The sequence below is a fragment of the Kocuria sp. CPCC 205261 genome, assembly GCF_040981025.1.
GTDB lineage: Bacteria > Actinomycetota > Actinomycetes > Actinomycetales > Micrococcaceae > Kocuria > Kocuria marina.
Genome location: NZ_JAVKPU010000008.1, coordinates 95,967 through 115,250 on the forward strand (window position 1 = coordinate 95,967; position 19,284 = coordinate 115,250).

Here is a 19,284-nt window from a genome sequence, read left to right on the forward strand (position 1 = left end):
ACGGAGGGTTCCCGCGGTCTCCGTCGGCTTCGGTTCTACGGAGCCGTCCGGTGGGGAGCGCCGGATAACGGTTGCCTTGGACCGGCCCGCGAATGACGAAGTCCCGCCCGACCTTCCGGTCGAACGGGACTTCTTGCGGTGCGCGAGGGGGGAGTTGAACCCCCACGCCCTCTCGGGCACACGGACCTGAACCGTGCGCGTCTGCCTATTCCGCCACTCGCGCTCGTTGTTCCACGCGGCATTCGCCGGTGAGCAACGTCGAAAAGAATACCTGACGCGTGCGACGTTTGGCGAATCGCGGCGCCGTCGAACTCCCGGTAGGGGCGACGGCGCTGTGGCGCCTCAGATGCTCACCGTGAGTCCCGCCCACGTGACGCCGGCGCAGAACAGTCCGGCGAGCGCGTAGAGCGTCACCGGGACCAGCAGGGCGATCTCCCGGGCGGAGCCCGCGTTGCCGAGCACGGGGAAGCGCACGAACGAGCGGCCTTTGTAGAACGTGGTGGGCAGCGGCAGGGACGTGCGCAGGGGCCACAACAGGTGGATCCCCTGGGTCGTGAGCAGGTCCCCCAGCATGTGCACGGCGCACCCGAGACCCACGGCCACCACGAACCAGCGCGGGTTCTGCGGGGGATTCGCCGCGACGAACGCCCCCAGCAGGATGCCCACGATCCAGTTCGCGTGGGAGAGCCGGTCCGGGACGAACGCCAGGACCTTCACCGCGCACGCGATGAGCAGCACGGACAGCACCGCCGCCAGGGGCCACACCTGTCCTGGTAACGACGCCGCGGCGTCCGGGATCTCTCCCGCCTGACCTTCCGTCCCGGGCCAGGAGAAGGAGTTCCAGCGCAGGGCGTCCCCCACGGGGACGGACGCGCGCTGGGACAACAGCGCGAGGACGATGATCAGGAGCAGCCCCACGAGCGAGTGTGTGGCCCTGCGGTGGCCCCCGGAGAGTTTGCCGACCGCCCGGGCCACCCACGTGGACAGTGGCGGGAGGGAGCGGGCGACCGTGCCCCCGGGGTGGTCGAGATCCGGGAGCAGGGCCGCGCCGGCGCAGATCAGCGCGCCGGTGATGACGCCGGGGTCGCCCACGGGCATCACCCCCAAACCCACCGGCACGGAGACGTCGGCGAGGTGCACGGTGTAGGTACCGGTCAGCGCCACCCACGCGGCTGCACCGCACGCGGCATGGCTGGGGCCCATCATCGGGGGAACCTGGGCATGGTGGTGGTCCTCTCAAGACCTCGGGGAAGGAGCAGACCCCAGGGTAGGAACCGGTTCCGACCTGCATAAGCGGCTGCGGAGGCCGCCTCGGCGACCTGCTCGGATCCGCACTGTGCGCGGCAGTCGACCACCGCGCGTCCATGCCCCGTGCCATCCGTTCACGACGGTCGGTGCACCGCGCCTCAGTCACCCGCGTGGGGCCATGTCCTGCCCTGCCGAACCAGCGTGGGTGGGTCCGCGCACCACCCCTCGATTCGTGAGCGTGAAGCGTCAGTCCAGAGACTTGGGGTTCCAGGGGAGCTGCTGATCGCACCCCGGTGTGAGCCAGGCCTTGATGAAGCCGCCCGTCTGGTGCAGGTACTGCATGAGCAGGCTCTTGCCCGTGATGTGGAAGTCCACGGCGGACATGCGTAGCTCACCGGGATAACAGCGGGAGAGGATGAGCCGCGATCGGGGCACGTGCTGGGTGAAGGTCACAGCGGTCACGGTGTCCCACCCGCGTTCCTCGAAAAGCTTCTGCAGCTCCATGGCCTCGCCCTGGGTCGTGGACGGATCCGGTTTGAAGCAGATCACCTCCACACCCTCCCGGGGCGCGCAGAACGGGCGGGTCGAGTAGTACTCCTGCAGCTGCGGTGGTTCGTACGGCTGGGGGTCCGGGGCGGAGATCACCAGCGTGTCCGCCACGTGCTGGTTGAACACGAGGTCCTCCGCGTAGGCCATACGGGACGTGTCCGGCGGTCCGAGCACGAACACCGCGTCAGATCGTTTCGGCGGATCCACGCGGGGGTTGTCCAGCACGGCGTGGCACACCGCGAGCCACAGCACCACGAGGATCGTCAGGACGGTCAACACCAGCAGGGGCCACCGCCGCTTCTTGGCGAGGGTCTGCCCGGGGGCCGCGTGTGCCACGGATGTCCTTCCGATGTGGGGCTTTACAGGAATGCCGCGGATATCATCTCATCCAGCGGAACCCCTTCCGAGGCTTCTGCATCTCGTACCGGTAAACACCCACCAAGGAGTCAGCTCATGCGCTCGAACGACCACCTCGAACGTTCGATGACCTGCCAGGTTCCACTCCGGTGGGGGGACATGGACTCGTACGGCCACGTGAACAACGTGGAGGTCGTCCGTGTGCTCGAGGAAGCGCGCATCGCCGCGTTCGGCGTCCCCGTAGGCACGGGCGAGCAGGTCCTGCCGGCCAAGATCCCCTTGTTCTCAGTGCTCCCGGAGGGCACCCAGGCGCTGATCGCCGAGCACCGGGTCAAATACTTGCGCCCCCTGGCGTACCGCAACGTCTCCGTGGATGTGCGCGTGTGGGTGGTCTCCGCCCGGGCCGCCACCCTGGTCCTGGGATTCGAGATCCTCGACTTCGCCGACGGCGCTCCCTGTGTCCGCGCGCAGACCCAGCTCGCGTTCTACCTCCCGAGCACGCGCACGGTGGTGCGCCTGACCCCCGAACAACGCGAACTGCTGGAACCGTATACGGCGCCGTCGCCGTTCTGACCTGCGCACACCCGCGCACCGCGCCGACGCCGCTCAGGCGGCGAGCTTCACCGGGGTCCGCAACCGCAGCTGCGCGCGGGTGCGCAGGATGTGGCCGCTTTCCGGCAAGACCCGCCACGTCCACCACAGCACGGCGTGGGAGTCCGGGTCCGCGTGGCACGTGGCAGCGGTGACCGCCGCGGGGTCCTCGGTGTCCTGGACGCACACCGCCAGGGGCGCCGCATCCAGGGTGTCGTGCAGGCGCGCGAGCTCCCGCTGCAGACCGCGAGGGGAGTGCTCGGTGACCGTGCAGCCCACTTCCACGTGCGAGGCGAACGGCGTGGGGTGGGCGATGCTGCACAGCGTGGGCAGTTGCGCTGCGGTGTCCTCGAACAGACCCACGGTCTCGACCCACTGCTCCCCGGCGTGGGTGATCACGCACTGGTGGTGCAAGGAACCCACACGCAGTTCCACGACCGTGTGCTCGTCCACTCGCAGCGAGCGCCCGGCCGGTGCGTCCAGCACGCCCAGGTCCGTGCGGTACCCGAACTGTTCCGGGCGGCACACGACATGCCCGTGCAACGGAGTCAGCCAGCGATGCTCCATAGCCTTGTTCTCCCTCTTCGGCCCCGCGGCAGTCCGCCGCATCGGCTTTACAGAAGAAAATATCCACCAAGCGGGTGCGCGAGCAAGCACCGGAAGGTCACCGTTTGATGACGACGCATATATGCCACCCGGGCCCACACGGACGCGGTGCGTGCCGGAACGGCTGCGGTGACAGGGGCTGGATCAGGGCAGCGGACGGCCCCGCGCCGCCGTCCACAGTGCGTACCAGTCCTCGTGGGTCATGAGCTCGGCGGCCCGCGGCGCCTGCGCGCACGCGGCGATCCGCTGCGGGTTCAAGGTCCCCACCATCGGGCGGATACCGTACGGGTGGCGCAGCAACCAACCCACCACCACGGCCTCGCGGGACACGCCCATGCGCTGGGCGAGCTGCTCCACGAGGGCGCTCGTCCGCCGTACGGGATCCTCGTTCGCACCGCCGGAGGACGACGCCGCACCCCCGGTCTCCGCACCGCCCATCCCGTCCTCCCCGGACGAGGCGGCCGGCGCGGACGTAGCTCCGGACGCGGGCGCGGGTGCACCCGAATAGATCCCGCCGGCCATGGCACCCCATGCCTGCAACTCGATCTCGTCCGCGATGCACTGGGCGAGCAGCCCACCGGGGAACGACACCCCGGTCCCCTCCGGGTGATTGGCGAGCACCTGGGACTCCACGAAATCGCGGTGCGCCAGGCTCATCTGGATCTGCACCGCGGTCACGGGCACGCTCAACAGTTGTTGGAACGCGGCCACGTGATGCGGCGTCATGTTGGACAGCCCCACGGAACCGATCAGGCCCTCACGGTGCAGTTCGTCCAGGGCCCGCGCGGTCTCGCCCAGGGGTGTGAGCGGATCCGGGCGGTGCAGGAACAACCGCTCCACGTGGTCCACGCCGAGCCGCTGCAGGGACCCCTCCAGGGAGGACCGCACGGAGTCACGGTCGAGTCGGTAGTGGACGGGTGAGCCCTGGGGCCCGGTGTTACCCGGCAGCTTGATCCCGCACTTGGTCTGGATCCGCACCGCGCGCCGCAGCAGGGCGTCCTCGGCCAGGATGCGACCGAACAGGGTTTCAGAGGCGCCGCCGATGTAGATGTCCGCGTGGTCGAAGAGTTCGAACCCGGCCCGGTGCGCGGCGTACACGGCCTCGCGAGCGACGTCGTACTGGGACGCCGGGACGGACTCCTGACCCCAGGAGCCACCCAGGGTCATGCACCCGTAGATCAGGGGAGTGCTCACGGGCGCCCGCCCTGCTGCTCGGCGCCGCGGCGCAGGCGGGCGGCCTCGGCGAACGCGGCGGCGGCCTCGTCGAGTTTGCCGGTGCTCTCGTAGACCGTTCCGAGCTCCGTGAAACAGTCGGAGCGGTCGCGCAGGGAATCGGGGACCTCCTCGTAGAAGTCCACGGCGCGGTTGTACGCGGTCACGGCCTGGGCGTTGCGCTGGGTCTCGCGGTAGACCCGTGCGAGGTTGCTGTAGCAGTCGGCCTGGTCGCGGGGTTCGTGGGGGGCGTCCAGGTACTGGCCCAGGGCGTCCAACAACTGGGTCTCGGCCGCGCGCAACTCCCCGGTCTCGACCAGCAGGGACCCCAGGATCAGGTGCGCGCGGGCCTTATGCTTGCCACTGCCCGGGAGCTGGGAGAAGTACTTGAGCGCGGTGCGGTATTCCGCCACGGCTTTGCTGGTGCGTTCCATGACCACGTAGATGTGGCCCAGGTTGTAGTGGCACGCGGCGAGTTCCTTGGCGGTGTCGCCGGATTCGTGGAACAGCTCGATGGCCTGCCGGTACGCGGTCTCCGCGAGGGCGTGCTCACCGCGGTCCTCGGCGTCCAGAGCACGCGTGAAATAACCGTTGCCGTCATCCGAGTAATTCATCAGATCAACCTCCCGGGACCCAGTAAGAATCTAAGGATGCTACATGGTGGGCCGATTCGGAACCCGGCTGCTAATCTCAAAACCACACTCTCCCAGGAGGTCAGGATGGCAGTACAGAACACCGCACCGGGGCAGGACTCGCGCGATCCCCGCCACGCAGCAGCCCCGGACGACGAGCATGCTTCCGTGATCCGTCACGAGGAGCGTCTGGTGATCAACCGCGAGGAGGAGGTCACCGGCCGTGCCCGGCTGCGCAAGTACGTGGTGAGTGAGCCCGTCCGCCAGGAGGTCACCCTCGCCTCGGAGGAGGCCAACGTGGTGCGCACCCCCATCACCGAGGAGGAGCGTCAGGCGTTCCTGGACGGTCGCGAGCTGCCCGTGGGTGAGGACGAACTGATCCTGTACCGCACCGAGCCCGTGGTGCAGACCATGCGGGTCCCGTACCAGCGTGTCCGACTGGTCGCCGAGCGTGTCGAGCGCACCGAGGTGATCGAGGAGACCCTGCGCAAGGAGCGCGTGGACATCGAGACGGACGAGCGCCCCGCGCACTGAGCTACGCGGCGTCGCCCGCGGCAAGAGCTTCCAATGGACCGGCATCTCCGAGCGGGGTGCCGGTCCGTCGTCGTCCGCCCTCGCGACGGAACCCCCGGCCAGCGGCACCCGCGGTGGATGCGGCGTCGTCCGCGTCCGCGTCACAGGGTGACGACGCCGCTGCGGCATCAGGGTGCCCGCGGGGTAGTTTGGTGGGGTGAACGAAACGACCCTGACCCTGATCCGCCACGGCCAGACGGACTGGAACCTGCAACGGTTGTTGCAGGGCCGCACGGACATCCCCCTCAACGACACGGGCAGGGAACAGGCCCGCGCGGTGGGCCGGGAACTCGCGGCGTCGGGGCGACACTGGGATGCGCTGGTCTCCTCTCCCCTGCAGCGCGCACGGGAGACGGCCCGGATCATCGGGGCGCAGCTCGGACTCGCACCGGCGGGGACCTATGCGGACCTCGCGGAGCGCTCCTTCGGGGACGCGGAGGGCTACGACTGCACCGGGATGACAGAGGACGAGCGGCACGCGTTCATGGAGGAGCACGGTGAGGCGGCCGAGCACGTGGTGCAGCGGGGGATCGCGGTACTGCGCGAGATCGCCGCGCGGTACCCGCAGCAGGACGTGATGATCGTGGCCCACGGGACGTTCATCCGCCTGACTGCGGGCCGGATCCTGGGGGTCGAGCTGCCGAGCCTGCAGAACGGGGAAGTGGTCGAGGTGACCACGCAGCAGCTGGCTGCCGCCCCCTGACCGACCTACCGGACTACTGCTCTGCGCCGGGGCGAGCGGCCGCGGTCTCGGTGGCCTCCGTGCGGGCCGGACGGTGCGCGTACATCAGCGCGAGTCCGGTGAAGACGAAACCACCCACCAGGTTGCCCAGCAGCACAGGGATCTGGTTCCAGATCCACCAGTCGCCCAGCCCCACGTCCGCGCCCATGAGCATGCCCATGGGGATCATGAAGAAGTTGACCACGGCGTGCTCGAAGCCCAGGCCGAAGAACGCCATGATGGGCAGCCAGATGGCGGCGATCTTGCCGATGGTGTCCTTGGAGACCATGCCCATGAACACGCCCAGGGCCACGAGCCAGTTGCACAGCACGGCCTTGACGAACACCGTGACCATGCCCGCGAAGCCCATGGCCTGGTAGGCAGTGGTCTTGGCCGCGGAGGTGTCGGCAAACTTCTTGCCCAGCGCGCCGGCGTCGTGGGAGCCGAAGCCCGTGAGGGTGCCCGCGTAGAGCAGGGCGAACAGCGCAGCCCCGATGATGTGGCCGATGGTCACCATCAGGCAGTACCGGGCCACGGCCGACCACGGGACGAGTCCGCGCAGCGCGGCCATGGGGGTCAGGGCGAAGCCGCCGGTGAGCAGCTCCATGCCCATGAGGATCACGATGGTGATGCCGGCGGGGAAGAGCAGGGCGCCCACCACGGGCGAGCCGGAGCTCACGGTGGCCGACACTGCGAACGAGGTGGTGGCCGCGAGCACGGCACCGCCCAGCACGCCGCGCAGCACGAGGGCGCCGGAGGGCGCTGTGGCCTTGGCCTCCCCGGCGGTGACGGCGTCCGCCACCACATCCAATGGGTTCACGTTGGTCATGACTGCTCTGCTTTCTGTCGTGGGGGGGGCGGGCCTGCGCCCCGGCTGCGGGGTCACCCTGGCTGCGGGGTCACGGGCACCCGCAGTCGCCGGTGGGCGGGGTGCGAGGGGAAAACCGTAACTGCATGAGTGTAGGGCCGTGCAACGCTCCCGCGAACACGCGCGGCGTCTGGTCCCGGTGCTCGCGGGGTCCTATGGTGGTGGAACATGCGGCAGTGTGGCCGTGGGTTAGGCAGACGTCATGGGTTCCGGGGCGAGCGGTCCGGCGGAGGTCTGTGTGCCGTGCCCCACCGGGCACCACGAGCCACGCCGTGGAGTGACATCCCAACTCAACGACAGCTAAGGCGTGATGCAGCAGTGACCTCTCCTCAAGCCACCACCCAGGCCATCCCCACGGTGTGGCAGCGGCCGCGATGGAGTGCAGAGCAGGCGTGGCTCAACGAGTACTACCGCTCGGTCCCGGACGCGGACATGGCGGGCACGGACCAGCAGGTGCTCACGGAACGGGCGGAGAGCCACCGGGAGGTCGGGCGCAGCCGCCGGACGGACGAACTGTGCATCGAGGTCCGGGAGGACCACGGGGACACCGTGCTGTACATGGTCACCACGGACATGCCGTTCTTGGTGTCCACGCTGACCACGGAGATCGCCGCCAACTGGGGCGGCGCGAAGCTCGTGCTGCACCCGCTGCTGCTCGCCGCACGTGACTCCGAGGACGTGCTGAGATCCCTGGGGGAGGTCCCCAACATCTCCGCGGTCTCCTCCGGGGACACCACCTCGATCCCCATCACGGACGAGCTCGTGGGCGGCGCCGCCGGTGGGCGCTCACACACCGCCGTGGAGTCCTGGATCCGCATGGAGCTGCACCGTTCCCTGGACGAGCAGGCCCGCGGGGAGCTCGCACGCCACATCGAGGCCCTCGTGGCGGACGTGCGCCGAATCGCGGAGGACCAGGAGGCCATGCTGGAGCAGGCCCGACGCATCGCCGACTCCCTCGCGCCCCTGGAGGACATCACGTTCGAGGACGGCTCGCGGCTGCCGGACGTGGGCGCGTCCCAGGAGTTCCTGGAGTGGCTGCGCGGCGGCAATTTCGTGTTCATGGGCATCAAGCGCTACGACCTCGAGGTGGACGGCGAGGACGCCGTGCTGCACTCGCGACCGGACACGGGCCTGGGGCTACTGCGGGAGCAGGGCACCGAGGGCCATGCCCAGAAGCTCACGGGCCTGGGCAGCGCCCACGCGCGCGACCACCAGGTGGTGTTCGTGACCAAGGCCAACCGCCGCTCCTCGATCCACCGCCGCGAGCACCTGGACTACATCGGGGTGCGCACCTTCGCCGAGAACGGGGATGTGGATGGCGAGTACCTGATCCTCGGGCTGTTCTCCCGCCACGCCTACTCCGTCCCGGCGCAGCAGACCCCGCTGGTGCGCGAGAAAGTGCAACGGGTGGTCGAGCGCTTCGGCTTCCTCCCGGACTCCCACTCCGCCCGTGACCTCATGGGCATCATCGAGGACTACCCACGGGACGAGCTGTTCCACATGTCCGCGGAGAAGCTCTACGAGACCGCGGGGGGTGTGCTGGGGCTCAACGAACGCCGCCAGACCCGTCTGTTCCTGCGCCAGGACACCTTTGGGCGCTTCATGTCCGCCGTGGTGTTCCTGCCCAGGGACCGCTACAACACCTCGGTGCGCCAGCGCATCGAGGCCCAGCTGTTCGAGGTCTTCGACGCCGAGGCCATCGACTTCGAGGTGCGCCTGACCTCCTCCTCCCTGGCCCGCCTGTTCTTCCGCATCCGGCTGCCTTACACGGGTGAGGTGCGGGACTTCGACCACGAGGACCTCGAAGCCCGCCTGCGCGCGGCGGTGCGCTCCTGGCCCGAGTCCCTGGGCCGGGCGATCGGCCTGGAGTTCGAGGATGACAAGGCCGGTGCGCTGGGCCCCGTGTGGGAGAACGCGTTCCCGGGCTCGTACCGCGAGGACTACGAGATCGAGGAGGCCATCCAGGACCTCAAGCGCTGCGAGGAGCTGTGGGGCCGCGACCCTGACCTGCCCGCGGAGGTGCGCGTGGCGCAGACCGCGGACGGCCAGGTCCGGCTGAACATCTACCTCACCCAGGCGCTGTCCCTCACCGAGCTGCTGCCGCTGCTGCACAACATGGGCCTGACCGTGCTGGACCAGCGCCCCTACACGGTCACCCCCGCGGACGGGCGCGAGTTCCAGCTCTACGACTTCGGTGTGGAGCTGCCCGAGGGTGTGGACCCCCAGGGCCCCGAGGACGCCAAGACGGAGGACCTCATCGAGCACACCCTGTGCGCGGTGCTCTCCAACCGCTCCGAGTCGGACAGCCTGGACCGCCTGGTGCTCACCGAGCGCATGGGCTGGCGCACCGTGGCCGTGCTGCGCGCCTACGTGCGCTACCTGCTGCAGCTGAACTACCCCAACTCGTTCGAGTTCATCGCGGACACTCTGGTGGACTACCCGCGGGCCACCCAGGAGCTTGCGGAGCTGTTCTCGGCGAGCTTCGACCCCTCCCGCTTCACCGACGACGACGCCGCCCGCGACGAGGCGCGCAACGGCGCCCTGGAGCGCTTGGCCGGGGTGCTCGACGAGGTCCCCAGCCTGAATGCGGACCGGCTGTTCCGCGCGCTCGCGGACGTGGTCACGGCCACGCTGCGCACCAACGTGTTCCAGAGCCGGCCCACCATGGCGTTCAAACTGGACCCGGAGGCCATCCCCGCGGCCCCGCAACCGCGCCCGGCCTTCGAGATCTGGGTGTGGTCCCCGCGCGTGGAGGGCACGCACCTGCGCTTCGGCCAGGTGGCCCGCGGCGGTCTGCGCTGGTCCGACCGGCGCGAGGACTTCCGCACCGAGGTGCTGGGGCTGGTCAAGGCGCAGATGGTCAAGAACGCGGTGATCGTGCCCACGGGTGCGAAAGGTGGGTTCTTCCCCAAGCAGCTGCCGGATCCCGCGACCGATCGCGAGGGCTGGCTGACCGAGGGTCGGGAGGCCTACAAGCTGTTCATTGCCTCCCTGCTGGACGTCACCGACAACATCGAGCGCGAGGCCGAGACCGGCACCGCGCAGGACGGGACCGCGCGGGACACGGCGTCGTCGTCCCGCGGTGATTCCACCCCGGGCTCCGAGGGCGGTGCGAGCGAGTCGGCCGAGACCTCCGGTGTGGCCGGGGACACCGTGGTGCACCCCGAGAACGTGGTGCGCCGCGACGACGACGACTCCTACCTGGTGGTCGCCGCGGACAAGGGCACGGCCGCGTTCTCCGACACCGCGAACGCGATCTCCCTGGAACGCGGCTTCTGGCTCGGTGACGCGTTCGCGTCCGGTGGGTCCGTGGGTTACGACCACAAGGCCATGGGCATCACCGCCCGGGGTGCGTGGGAGTCCGTGAAGCGCCATTTCTTCGAGCTCGGCGTGGACACCCAGTCCGAGGCGTTCACCGTGGTGGGCGTGGGCGACATGTCCGGGGACGTGTTCGGCAACGGCATGTTGCTGTCCGAGCACATCCACCTGATCGCCGCGTTCGACCACCGGGACATCTTCCTGGACCCCACCCCGAACGCCGCGGCCTCCTACCAGGAGCGCGAACGGCTGTTCACCGCCGGGCGCACCTCGTGGCAGGACTTCGACCGGGACGTGATCTCCGAGGGCGGCGGCGTGTACTCGCGCCGGGACAAGTCCGTGCCCCTCACCCCGCAGGTGCGCGAGGCGCTCGGGATCGAGGACGACGTCGAGTCGCTCAGCCCGCAGGAACTCGTGCGCAGGGTGCTGCTCGCGCCCGCGGACCTTTTGTACAACGGTGGCATCGGTACCTACGTGAAGGCGTCCACCGAGACCAACCAGGAGGTCGGGGACAAGGCCAACGACGCCATCCGCGTCAACGGCGAGGACCTGCGCGTCAAGGTCATCGGTGAGGGCGGCAACCTGGGGGCCACCCAGCTCGGGCGCACCGAGGCCGCGCTGAACGGGATCCTGGTCAATACGGACGCGATCGACAACTCCGGCGGCGTGGAGTCCTCCGACCGCGAGGTCAATATCAAGATCCTGGTGGACGGCATGGTCCAGGCCGGCCTGCTCTCCACGGACGAGCGCGCGGAGTTCATCGAGTCCATGACGGACGAGGTCGCCGAACTCGTACTCCGCACCAACGTGGCCCAGAACGTCCTGCTGACCACCGAGCGCGCTCGCGGTGTGGAATTCACCGAGACGTTCATCCGGCTCATGCACTGGTTGGAGGAGCACGCGGACCTCAACCGGGAGCTGGAGTTCCTGCCCTCCGACTCCGAGCTGCGCGAGCGCGCCGCCCAGGGCCAGCCCCTGACCGGCCCGGAGCTGTCCGTGCTCACGGCGTACGCGAAGATCCAGCTCTCCGCGGCACTCGTGGACAGCGACCTCGCGGACGACCCCTGGTTCCACCGCACGCTGTCCCAGTACTTCCCGGCCCAGATCCGGGAGCGCTTCGATGACAAGCTGGACACCCACCCGTTGCGCCGGGAGATCATCGCCACCGTGGTGGCCAACCAGATCATCAACTACGGCGGGATCGCCTTCGCGTACCGCGTGGTGGACGACTCCGGTTCGGACCTCGTGGACGTGGCCCGCGCGTTCACTGTGGCCATGGAGATCTTCGAGCTCGAGAGCTATGCCACCCGCCACGCCCAGCTGGACGCGGACGTGCCCCTGGAGCTGTGGAACCGGATGTCGCTGCGCATGCGGCGGCTGCTGGACCGCGTGGTCCGCTGGTTCCTGCACCGCCAGGACACCGACTCCGGAATCCAGGAGCTCGTGGAGATGTACCGGCCCATCGTGGCACTGCGCTTCGGCAACGACCGCTTGCTGGGCGAGGAATCCGCCGAGCGCGCCCGGACCGAGGCCGAGCTCGCCGAGCGCCAGGGCGTGCCCCGCGCACTCGCCGTGGAATGGGCGGAACTGCTCGACGCGTTCGCGCTGCTCGACGTCGCCCGGCTCACCCAGGCGCAGGGCATCGCGGGGTACGAGCCCGGCGACGCCGCGGCGTCGTCGGACGACACCGCGCAGGGTTCCGGCGAGGGCGTGACCGTGCAGATGATCGCCCGCGTGTACTTCGCCCTGTTCGACCGCTACGGCCTGGAGAACCTGCTCAACCGGATCACGGCCCTGCCGCAGACCACGCGGTGGGAGAACATGGCCCGGATCGCCATGCGCGAGGACCTGTACTCCACGCTCGTGGCGCTCGCGGGTCAGGCCCTGGACTCCCCGGGGGACAACGCCCAGGAGAAGATCCAGGCGTGGGAGCAGGAGGACGCGGACCGGCTCGAGCGGTTGCGGGAGGTCCTGGACGAGATCGAGTCCATGGCCGACAGCGGAGACGCCGGCGCCGAACTCGCCGCACTGTCCGTGGCGCTACGGACGCTGCGCAGCGCACTGACCGACTGAGTCGGGACGTGACCGGGGGTCCGGGTGACGATGCGACGTCGCCCGGGCCCCGCTCACTCCTGGACCCGGATCAGCCCCCGGGCGCCCCGCTCGGCCTCGGCGAACGAGTGATTGACGAACGTGTAGGTCCCGGGCTCGCGGAAGTGGAGTTCCACGAAGCCGCCCTGCGCTGGTGCGAGATCCAGGGCCTGAGCGCCACCCGTCCCACCGGGATTACCGGGTCCATCGGGAGAGAGCTGGTACGCGCCCTCCGCGTAGACGGTGTCGAACTGGCCGCCCACCACGTGGAAGCTCAACCCCTCGGACGGGCCAGCCGCGAGCACCCAGATTCGTACGCGCTCTCCCGGGCGGGCCGTGAGCGGGTCGTGCATGTACTGGGTGGCATGGCCGTTGAACATCGTGAACGAGGGTTGCTTCGCGGCGATCTTCTCCGGATCCAGAACCGCGTTGACCCCCTCCGGGAGACCGGGTTGATCCGGGGACGGGGCCGCGAGGTACGTCTCGCTCTGCACGAGCAGGTACTCACGGTCCACGCTCGGCAGGTTCGGGGGATCGATGATCACCGCGCCGAACATGCCCGCTGCGACATGACTGCTCATGGGCATGGTGGAGCAGTGGTAGAGCCAGATCCCGGAACGGAGGGCCGTGAACCGATACACGAGCGATTCGCCGGGGGCGATCGTGCGCATGGCCTGGTCGGGGGAGATGTCCCCCGCGTGGAAGTCCACGGAGTGACCCATGGTGCCGCCGTTGGTCAGGGTGATCTCGAAGGTGTCACCCACCTTCCCGCGCAGCGTGGGCCCCATGTATTGACCGTTGTAGGTCCACACGTCCTGGGTCACGCCGGGGGCCACCTCGCGGGCCACTTCCTGGACGTCCAGCGTCATCCGGTGCACGGTTTCGTTCGATGCGGGGGCCAGCTCGGGGGAACGGGTCGTGAAACCCTCACCGGGGGCGGCGTTGAGATCCGCCGCCTGCGCCGGGTCCGTTCCGGTGTTCTCCGCGTGCCCGTGTGAACCGTGGGCGCCATCTGTTCCGGTGGCGGTGACCTCTTGGCCCTGTGCGTCCACGGGGATCACGTCGACGGTCATCCCCATGGAGCGGTGACCGATCACCGAGCACCAGCCTTCCAGCCTGTCGGTGATCACTCCCACGTCCACGGTCGCGGAGGCTCCCGGGTCCAGGCGGCCGGAGGTGGCGCCGTTGGCGACGACGAGATCGTGCACCGTGGTGGGGTCGTCGTTGGTCAGGTGGATCACAAGGCGGTTTCCCTGGGGTACCCGGATCTCGGACGGGTCGAAACGCATGTCCTGCTGGGCATGCATCCTGACCTCGGTGGTTTCCCCGGTGCCCTCCGCGCTCGACCTGTTGCTGCCCGTGAGAGAGAAACCCGCGGACTGGGGTGCGACGGCGATCCCCGCCGCGATCGCGAGCAGCACCGTGAGTACCCCGGCCAGGAACTGGGTGGCCGTTCCCATCCCGCGGCGGGAGGACTCGGCAGCGGTTGCCCCGGTGCGGTCCGTGGGTGCTGTGCCGGCCGCGCGTTCGGCGACGGCGCGGCGTCGTGCGGCGATGGCCACCTTGGCCGAGGAGATCATGAGCGGGATGAAGGCCGCGAGGACCACGGCCCCCACGATCGACACGAGCGCGCGGACCCACGAGGGCAGGACCCCGGCGGGCAGGGCGAACAACGCGATGCACAGGTTGGCGACCGTGACGCGGTAGACCCCGGCACGGTTCATGGCGGCCAGAGATGCGCGCACGGTTGCGGGGCCGCCGCCCATGGTCGAGGGCAGGATGTAGCTCATGGCGCCGAAGAGAGTCTGCACCAGGAATCCCGCCACGAACGGGATCGTGAGGGACTGCGCCACGGAGGTCTCCACCCCGCGGGTCAGCACGAGCCACGCGGCCAGCACCGTGGTCATCACGAGCCAGGCGATGCCCGAGGCCACGGACCATCCCATGTAACCCTCGGGGCGGCGCTGCATCCCGGTGCGCAGCATGAGCCACCCCACCGTGGCCGCGCCGGCGGCGTAGAGCAGCAACGCGGCGGCCGTGAGCGGGGCCGTTCCGAGCACCGCGAACACGGCAGCGAGGAGACTGCCCGCGGCCATGAGGGGCAGAGCGATGCGTGACAACCGCACCGCGTCGTCGCGCATCCGGGTGCGCAGGATCGTGGGCCACAGCGTCAGCAGGGTCGCGCACACGGTGAGGCCCACGAAACCCAGGACATTGACGGCCTGGTGGGCCAGCAGGAGCCGGGAGTGCCACGTCGCGGAGAGGTCGCGGGCCAGGATCGTGCCGAACACCGCCCCCACGGGTAAGAAGAACGCGGCCGTGGCGTACCAGCGCACGGTGAGTCCGAATCTCGCGGGCAGTGCGGTGCGCGATTGTGCCAGCAGGGCCAGGCCGTGCCAGGTGAGCATCACGCCGATCACGGTGGCCGCGGCCACAGTGAGCCACCACCACCCCGCGAGCATCCCCACGATCAACAGGGCGGTGCCCACCGTGACCCCGTAGATCCGCACGATCTGCCGCGGACGGCCGGAGTCCGGGAGCTTGTGGTGCAGCAGTGCCTCGGTGAAGTGCTGGGACCACACCATGATGGACGTGGTGATCAGCCCGAGCGTGACCATGTGCACCATGAGCCATCGGGTGTCCGGGATCCACCGGTGCGCTGCGATCACGATCACGAGGGCCACGAGCCACCAGCGCACGGGCTTGCCCGCGGTGCGGTGCCATGAGCGGCCCCTGCGGGCGGTGGAGGTGCTGGGCCGCTGCGGGGCACTGATGGGGGGCACGCTGAATCCGTTCCATAATTGGTGTACGAAATACCATAATAGGCGGCTGCTGGTTCCGCCCGAACCGCCGCCCGGAGCGCCACGGGGACCGCTGTTCGGATCGCGGTTCACGGGCCATGGGTCTGCGGAACCACTGGTGCCACCGGGTGTTGTGCATGGGTCGCGCAGTCGATGACGACCCCCGCGCGCGCCGCGTTCCGCCGCGGCGGGCCGTTCGTCAGCGGCCCTGCCCGTACGATGAGGGCGTGACCGCAGACATTATCGCCACCATCGCGACAGCCGTCCTCATCGTCATCGGCTGCGTGGGGATCGTGGTCCCGGTGCTCCCGGGCTCCATCACCGCGTTGATCGGGTTGATCAGCTGGGCGTTCGTGGTGCGTGCCCCTGAGGGGTGGGTCGTGCTCGCCCTGGGCGGCACGCTCCTCCTCGCGGGGATGTCCGCGAGTCTCGTGCTCACCGGCAGCAAGCTCAAACGCCGGGCCATCCCGAACCGCACGCTGCTCTTCGGTGTGGTGGGCGCGGTGATCGGGATGTTCGTGATCCCCGTGGTAGGCCTGTTCATCGGTTTCGTGGTGGGGCTCCTGCTGTCCGAGACCGTGCGCAACAAAGACTTCAACACCGCACTGAGCACATCCTGGGTGGCCGCGAAGGCCATGGGCGTGGGCATCCTGGTGGAACTGTCGTGCGCCCTGCTGGCCTCGCTGACGTTCATCATCGGGGCGATCGTCTATTTCGTCACCGTGAACTGAGGTCCGCCCCGGTGCCCGCCCGCGGGCGAATTTATGAGTCACCCCGGGCCACGCGGTAACTCTCAGTCATGCCCGGGCCGCTGAGGAACTCCCAGGCGTTCCAAAGCCGTCCTGGACATATCAGTCATTCCAAGGCCACCCGCGAATTCCGAGTTACTCTGGAGCCACCATCGGCTGGGCTCCATGGCCTCACGGCGCCTGAAAATTGCGCGGGGGCGTCAGGGCACCCAAAAGTCCCTGGCGGGCCGGACGCACCCCGTAGGCCCACCCCGTGACGCCCCCGCCTCAGCCCCGCCAGGGGAGGGGGATGACCTCCACGTCTTGGCCCGCGCTCATGCCGTCCTCCGGAACCACCAGGAGCACATCCGCGTGGGCGAGACCCGAGAGCATCGTGGGGCCCACGGTGGGTTCCGGCAACACACGGCCGTCCTGAAGGTAGGCGGGAATCACGCGGGTGCGGCCTGTGGCCTCGAGGTCCTGACCCGCGGTGACGCGGCGCGTGAACGGCATGGCCTCACCTTTGGCCCCGGCGATCAGGGCGTGCCCCACACTTAGCAGACCGGTCATCGCGGACAGCGGTGAACCGGGAAGCGCGAGCACCACGGGACCGTCGTCAGGCAGCTGGGCCACGATCACCCCGTGGGCGGGTTCTTGCGCCACGCCGTCGATGATGAGGTGGGCCCCGAGATCCTCGAGGGCCTTACGGACGTGATCGTCCTCCCCGTGACCCGTGCCGCCGGTGGAGACCACGATCTCCGCACGGGCGTCGAGCAGCGAGCTCGCACCCATGGGGGCTTCCGTGAATGCGGAGATCATTCCGTCCGCGCCGTCGGCCACGCGCCGGACCTGATCCACGTTCGCGCCCAGTTCGCGCAGCGCGGCGGGCAGCTGCAGTCCGAGGACGTCGCGCACCTCACCGGGGCCGGGAATGCCGTCCTCGACCACGTTGGCGAAACCCAGCAGCACGGTCACGCGCGGGCGGCGTCGTACGGGGAGCATGTCGTGGCCCGCGCTCGCGGCGAGACCGAGGTGGGCGGGGTTGAGCTTGCGACCGGCGCGCAGCAGGAGGTCCCCCTGCTCGATCTCCTCGCCCACGGCCCGGACGTCCTGGTTCTTCACGAGGGTCGCTGCGGGTGTGGCGTCCTCGAGGGTGTCGCCCTCCTCGGGTCCGCGGCCGTGCTCACCGGTCGGCATGTCGCGGGCCGCGGGGTCGGCGGGGACCACGTGGCCCCGGTGGGCCTCGAGAACCGCGCGGGTCCCGAACGGGACGGCGTCCCCGGCATTGACGTGGGTGGCCTCACCCGGTGTGAGCTCCACCACCGGGAGGATGCGCTGGTCCGGGGGCAGGGTCAGCAGCAGGCGCTCGTCGGTCTCGGCGGGGCGCGGCATGCGGATCCGCCACGGGCCCTCCCCGGCCACGGCCCAGCCGTCCGCCGCGGCGGAGGGGTAGTGGGGCACGGGCATCTCGGCGGTCACGGACTCGGCGAGGATCTCGTCGAGGCATTTCGCCAGCGGCAACAGGATGTTGGGGAGGGAGTGCGGGGTGCCGTAGGCGATCCGTCGGGCCTCGTCCCACGAGGCCCAGCGCACGGTCGGTTCCGACGCCGCCGAACGGTTCTCGCGCTGGTCGTCGTCCTCATGAGCGGTGGGATCGTGCTGGTGCGGAAGTCCGGGCATGATGTCTCCTCGACGTGGCGATTCAGTGCAGGTCGAATCTACGCACATCTTCCCATGTATCCACGTCGCTCGTGCTGGCGTGGGGGACGGGGACGGAGCCCAGCGTCAGATGACGCCACACCGAGCGCACGGACACGTCCACCGTGGGCACCTCGCGCAGCACCGCGCTCAGCGCCGCAGAACGGATCAGCACGGCGAGGTTCTCGGTCCGGCCCTCGTCGGACAACGCCATCACGCCGTCGACCTCCGGGGGGACGTCCTGCGCAGCCCGCACGAGCGCGGGCAGTGCGCGGTCGACATGCGGCATGTCGCATGCGAGCACCGCCGTCCACTCGTGACGTCCGCTCACGCCGTCCAGGACGATGACGCCCGCGGCCACCGCCGCCGCCGGTCCCGAGAAGGGCGGATCCTCCCGGGCGCGTAATACGTCCGGCGGCAGCCGCGGATCCTCGGGCCCCACGACCACCACGGCGCCGAACAGGCGCACCGCCGCGACCGTGTGGGCCACCAGCGTGGAGCCCTCGAAGGACAACTGGGCTTTGGGGGCGCCTCCGAGTCGGGAGGAGCGGCCCCCTGCCACGACCACGGTGTCGAAGGGCAGCTGCAAGGACGCGTTCGGGGAGGAGGGCACGGCTCAGTGGGTGGGGGCGGCGTCGTCGGACTCCGCACCCACGGCACTCGACTTCTTGGGCAACCCGGCGATGCGCAGCGCGCATTCCACGGCCACGAGCACGAACGCGATGTAGTACAGGATCATGGTGGGGTAGAAGTACGGGAGCTGCTGGCTCATGCCCACGAGGGACAGCACCACCAGGACCACGGACAGCACCAGGATGACCATGTGCGCCGTGCCGAACGCGCCGGGGCGACCCTTGCGGGCCAGGTACATGGCCGCGAGCGCGAAGAGGATGGGGAACAGCAGCTGCCCCGTGAGCGTGATGCCGTCCTGGACGTAGGGGTAGATGCCCATGGCCTGGACGAGCGCGGTGATCACGAGCAGCACGGGAGCGACGAACGACTTCATGGGGCACCAGTCTACGGGCGCGGGCCCCGGCCCTCCGCGACCGGGTCGGGCACCGTCGGCCGGGAGGGGGCGACGTCGATCGGTCGACCCGCGAGCGCCTGGAGCCGTTCGCACGGACATCCGGGAACGACGTCGCATGGTTGCCTCGCGAGCCCCCGGGAACCGGTGCGCGGACGCCGTCGGGAATCGCCCGGCAGCCTTGGGGGACCGTCCGTGCGGCCGCCGTCGGGACCGGGACGGCGAACCGCGAGACCGCTCCAGAAAACCTCGGGAACCAGCGGCAGC

15 protein-coding genes and 1 tRNA gene are annotated in these 19,284 nt (G+C 69.6%); 5 read left to right on the forward strand and 11 right to left on the reverse strand.

Annotation, left to right across the window (positions count from 1 at the left end; translation table 11 throughout):
• Positions 1-139 precede the first annotated feature (139 nt).
• The 3 genes from RF646_RS09320 to RF646_RS09330 all read right to left on the reverse strand — a co-directional run bounded on the left by RF646_RS09320 (position 140) and on the right by RF646_RS09330 (position 2,133).
• Positions 140-223: transfer RNA gene (locus RF646_RS09320), tRNA-Leu, on the reverse strand.
• A gap of 119 nt (positions 224-342) precedes the next feature.
• The gene (locus tag RF646_RS09325) at positions 343-1,206 is read right to left on the reverse strand and encodes a metal-dependent hydrolase (protein WP_085106523.1); all 864 of its coding nucleotides are present in this window, start codon (positions 1,204-1,206) and stop codon (positions 343-345) included.
• 288 nt (positions 1,207-1,494) lie between these two features.
• Entirely contained in the window at positions 1,495-2,133 is a 639-nt protein-coding gene (locus RF646_RS09330) for a YdcF family protein (protein WP_368835809.1), read from the reverse strand.
• Between the two features lie 117 nt (positions 2,134-2,250).
• Here RF646_RS09330 and RF646_RS09335 point away from each other — a divergent pair, with 117 nt between their 5' ends.
• Complete coding sequence (locus RF646_RS09335) at positions 2,251-2,727, forward strand: acyl-CoA thioesterase (protein ID WP_368835810.1); 477 nt, start codon at positions 2,251-2,253, stop codon at positions 2,725-2,727.
• Between the two features lie 33 nt (positions 2,728-2,760).
• Here the strand turns inward: RF646_RS09335 and RF646_RS09340 are convergent, their stop codons facing one another.
• From RF646_RS09340 to RF646_RS09350, 3 genes are all read right to left on the reverse strand, one after another.
• The gene (locus tag RF646_RS09340; RefSeq protein ID WP_064845577.1) at positions 2,761-3,312 is read right to left on the reverse strand and encodes a DUF2617 family protein; all 552 of its coding nucleotides are present in this window, start codon (positions 3,310-3,312) and stop codon (positions 2,761-2,763) included.
• A gap of 183 nt (positions 3,313-3,495) precedes the next feature.
• On the reverse strand, positions 3,496-4,545 hold the full coding sequence (locus RF646_RS09345) for an aldo/keto reductase family oxidoreductase (protein ID WP_085106521.1): 1,050 nt from the start codon (positions 4,543-4,545) through the stop codon (positions 3,496-3,498).
• The gene (locus tag RF646_RS09350; protein ID WP_368835811.1) at positions 4,542-5,177 is read right to left on the reverse strand and encodes a tetratricopeptide repeat protein; all 636 of its coding nucleotides are present in this window, start codon (positions 5,175-5,177) and stop codon (positions 4,542-4,544) included. The genes RF646_RS09345 and RF646_RS09350 overlap by 4 nt, the downstream gene beginning before the upstream one ends.
• Before the next feature lie 105 nt (positions 5,178-5,282).
• Between RF646_RS09350 and RF646_RS09355 the strand changes: the two genes are divergently transcribed.
• Together RF646_RS09355 and RF646_RS09360 are read left to right on the forward strand one after the other, a co-directional pair.
• The gene (locus tag RF646_RS09355; RefSeq protein ID WP_064845575.1) at positions 5,283-5,729 is read left to right on the forward strand and encodes a YsnF/AvaK domain-containing protein; all 447 of its coding nucleotides are present in this window, start codon (positions 5,283-5,285) and stop codon (positions 5,727-5,729) included.
• A 196-nt stretch (positions 5,730-5,925) separates the two neighbouring features.
• Positions 5,926-6,471, forward strand: coding sequence for a histidine phosphatase family protein (locus RF646_RS09360; protein WP_167318881.1), 546 nt, complete (start codon positions 5,926-5,928; stop codon positions 6,469-6,471).
• A gap of 13 nt (positions 6,472-6,484) precedes the next feature.
• Here the strand turns inward: RF646_RS09360 and RF646_RS09365 are convergent, their stop codons facing one another.
• Positions 6,485-7,318 carry a formate/nitrite transporter family protein gene (locus tag RF646_RS09365; RefSeq protein ID WP_368835812.1) on the reverse strand — a complete coding sequence of 278 codons (834 nt, stop codon included), beginning with the start codon at positions 7,316-7,318 and terminating at the stop codon, positions 6,485-6,487.
• 357 nt (positions 7,319-7,675) lie between these two features.
• On the opposite strand from RF646_RS09365, the gene RF646_RS09370 reads away from it, so the two are divergent.
• On the forward strand, positions 7,676-12,748 hold the full coding sequence (locus tag RF646_RS09370) for an NAD-glutamate dehydrogenase (protein WP_368835813.1): 5,073 nt from the start codon (positions 7,676-7,678) through the stop codon (positions 12,746-12,748).
• A gap of 53 nt (positions 12,749-12,801) precedes the next feature.
• Here the strand turns inward: RF646_RS09370 and RF646_RS09375 are convergent, their stop codons facing one another.
• Complete coding sequence (locus tag RF646_RS09375; RefSeq protein ID WP_368835814.1) at positions 12,802-15,549, reverse strand: multicopper oxidase domain-containing protein; 2,748 nt, start codon at positions 15,547-15,549, stop codon at positions 12,802-12,804.
• Between the two features lie 245 nt (positions 15,550-15,794).
• Here RF646_RS09375 and RF646_RS09380 point away from each other — a divergent pair, with 245 nt between their 5' ends.
• Positions 15,795-16,298, forward strand: coding sequence for a DUF456 domain-containing protein (locus RF646_RS09380; protein ID WP_368835815.1), 504 nt, complete (start codon positions 15,795-15,797; stop codon positions 16,296-16,298).
• Positions 16,299-16,583: 285 nt separating this feature from the next.
• Here the strand turns inward: RF646_RS09380 and RF646_RS09385 are convergent, their stop codons facing one another.
• The 3 genes from RF646_RS09385 to RF646_RS09395 are packed head-to-tail and all read right to left on the reverse strand — an operon-like array spanning position 16,584 to position 18,999.
• Complete coding sequence (locus tag RF646_RS09385; RefSeq protein ID WP_368835816.1) at positions 16,584-17,975, reverse strand: molybdopterin molybdotransferase MoeA; 1,392 nt, start codon at positions 17,973-17,975, stop codon at positions 16,584-16,586.
• A 22-nt stretch (positions 17,976-17,997) separates the two neighbouring features.
• On the reverse strand, positions 17,998-18,606 hold the full coding sequence (locus RF646_RS09390; RefSeq protein ID WP_368835817.1) for a molybdenum cofactor guanylyltransferase: 609 nt from the start codon (positions 18,604-18,606) through the stop codon (positions 17,998-18,000).
• A gap of 3 nt (positions 18,607-18,609) precedes the next feature.
• On the reverse strand, positions 18,610-18,999 hold the full coding sequence (locus RF646_RS09395) for a hypothetical protein (protein WP_239321675.1): 390 nt from the start codon (positions 18,997-18,999) through the stop codon (positions 18,610-18,612).
• Positions 19,000-19,284 lie beyond the last annotated feature (285 nt).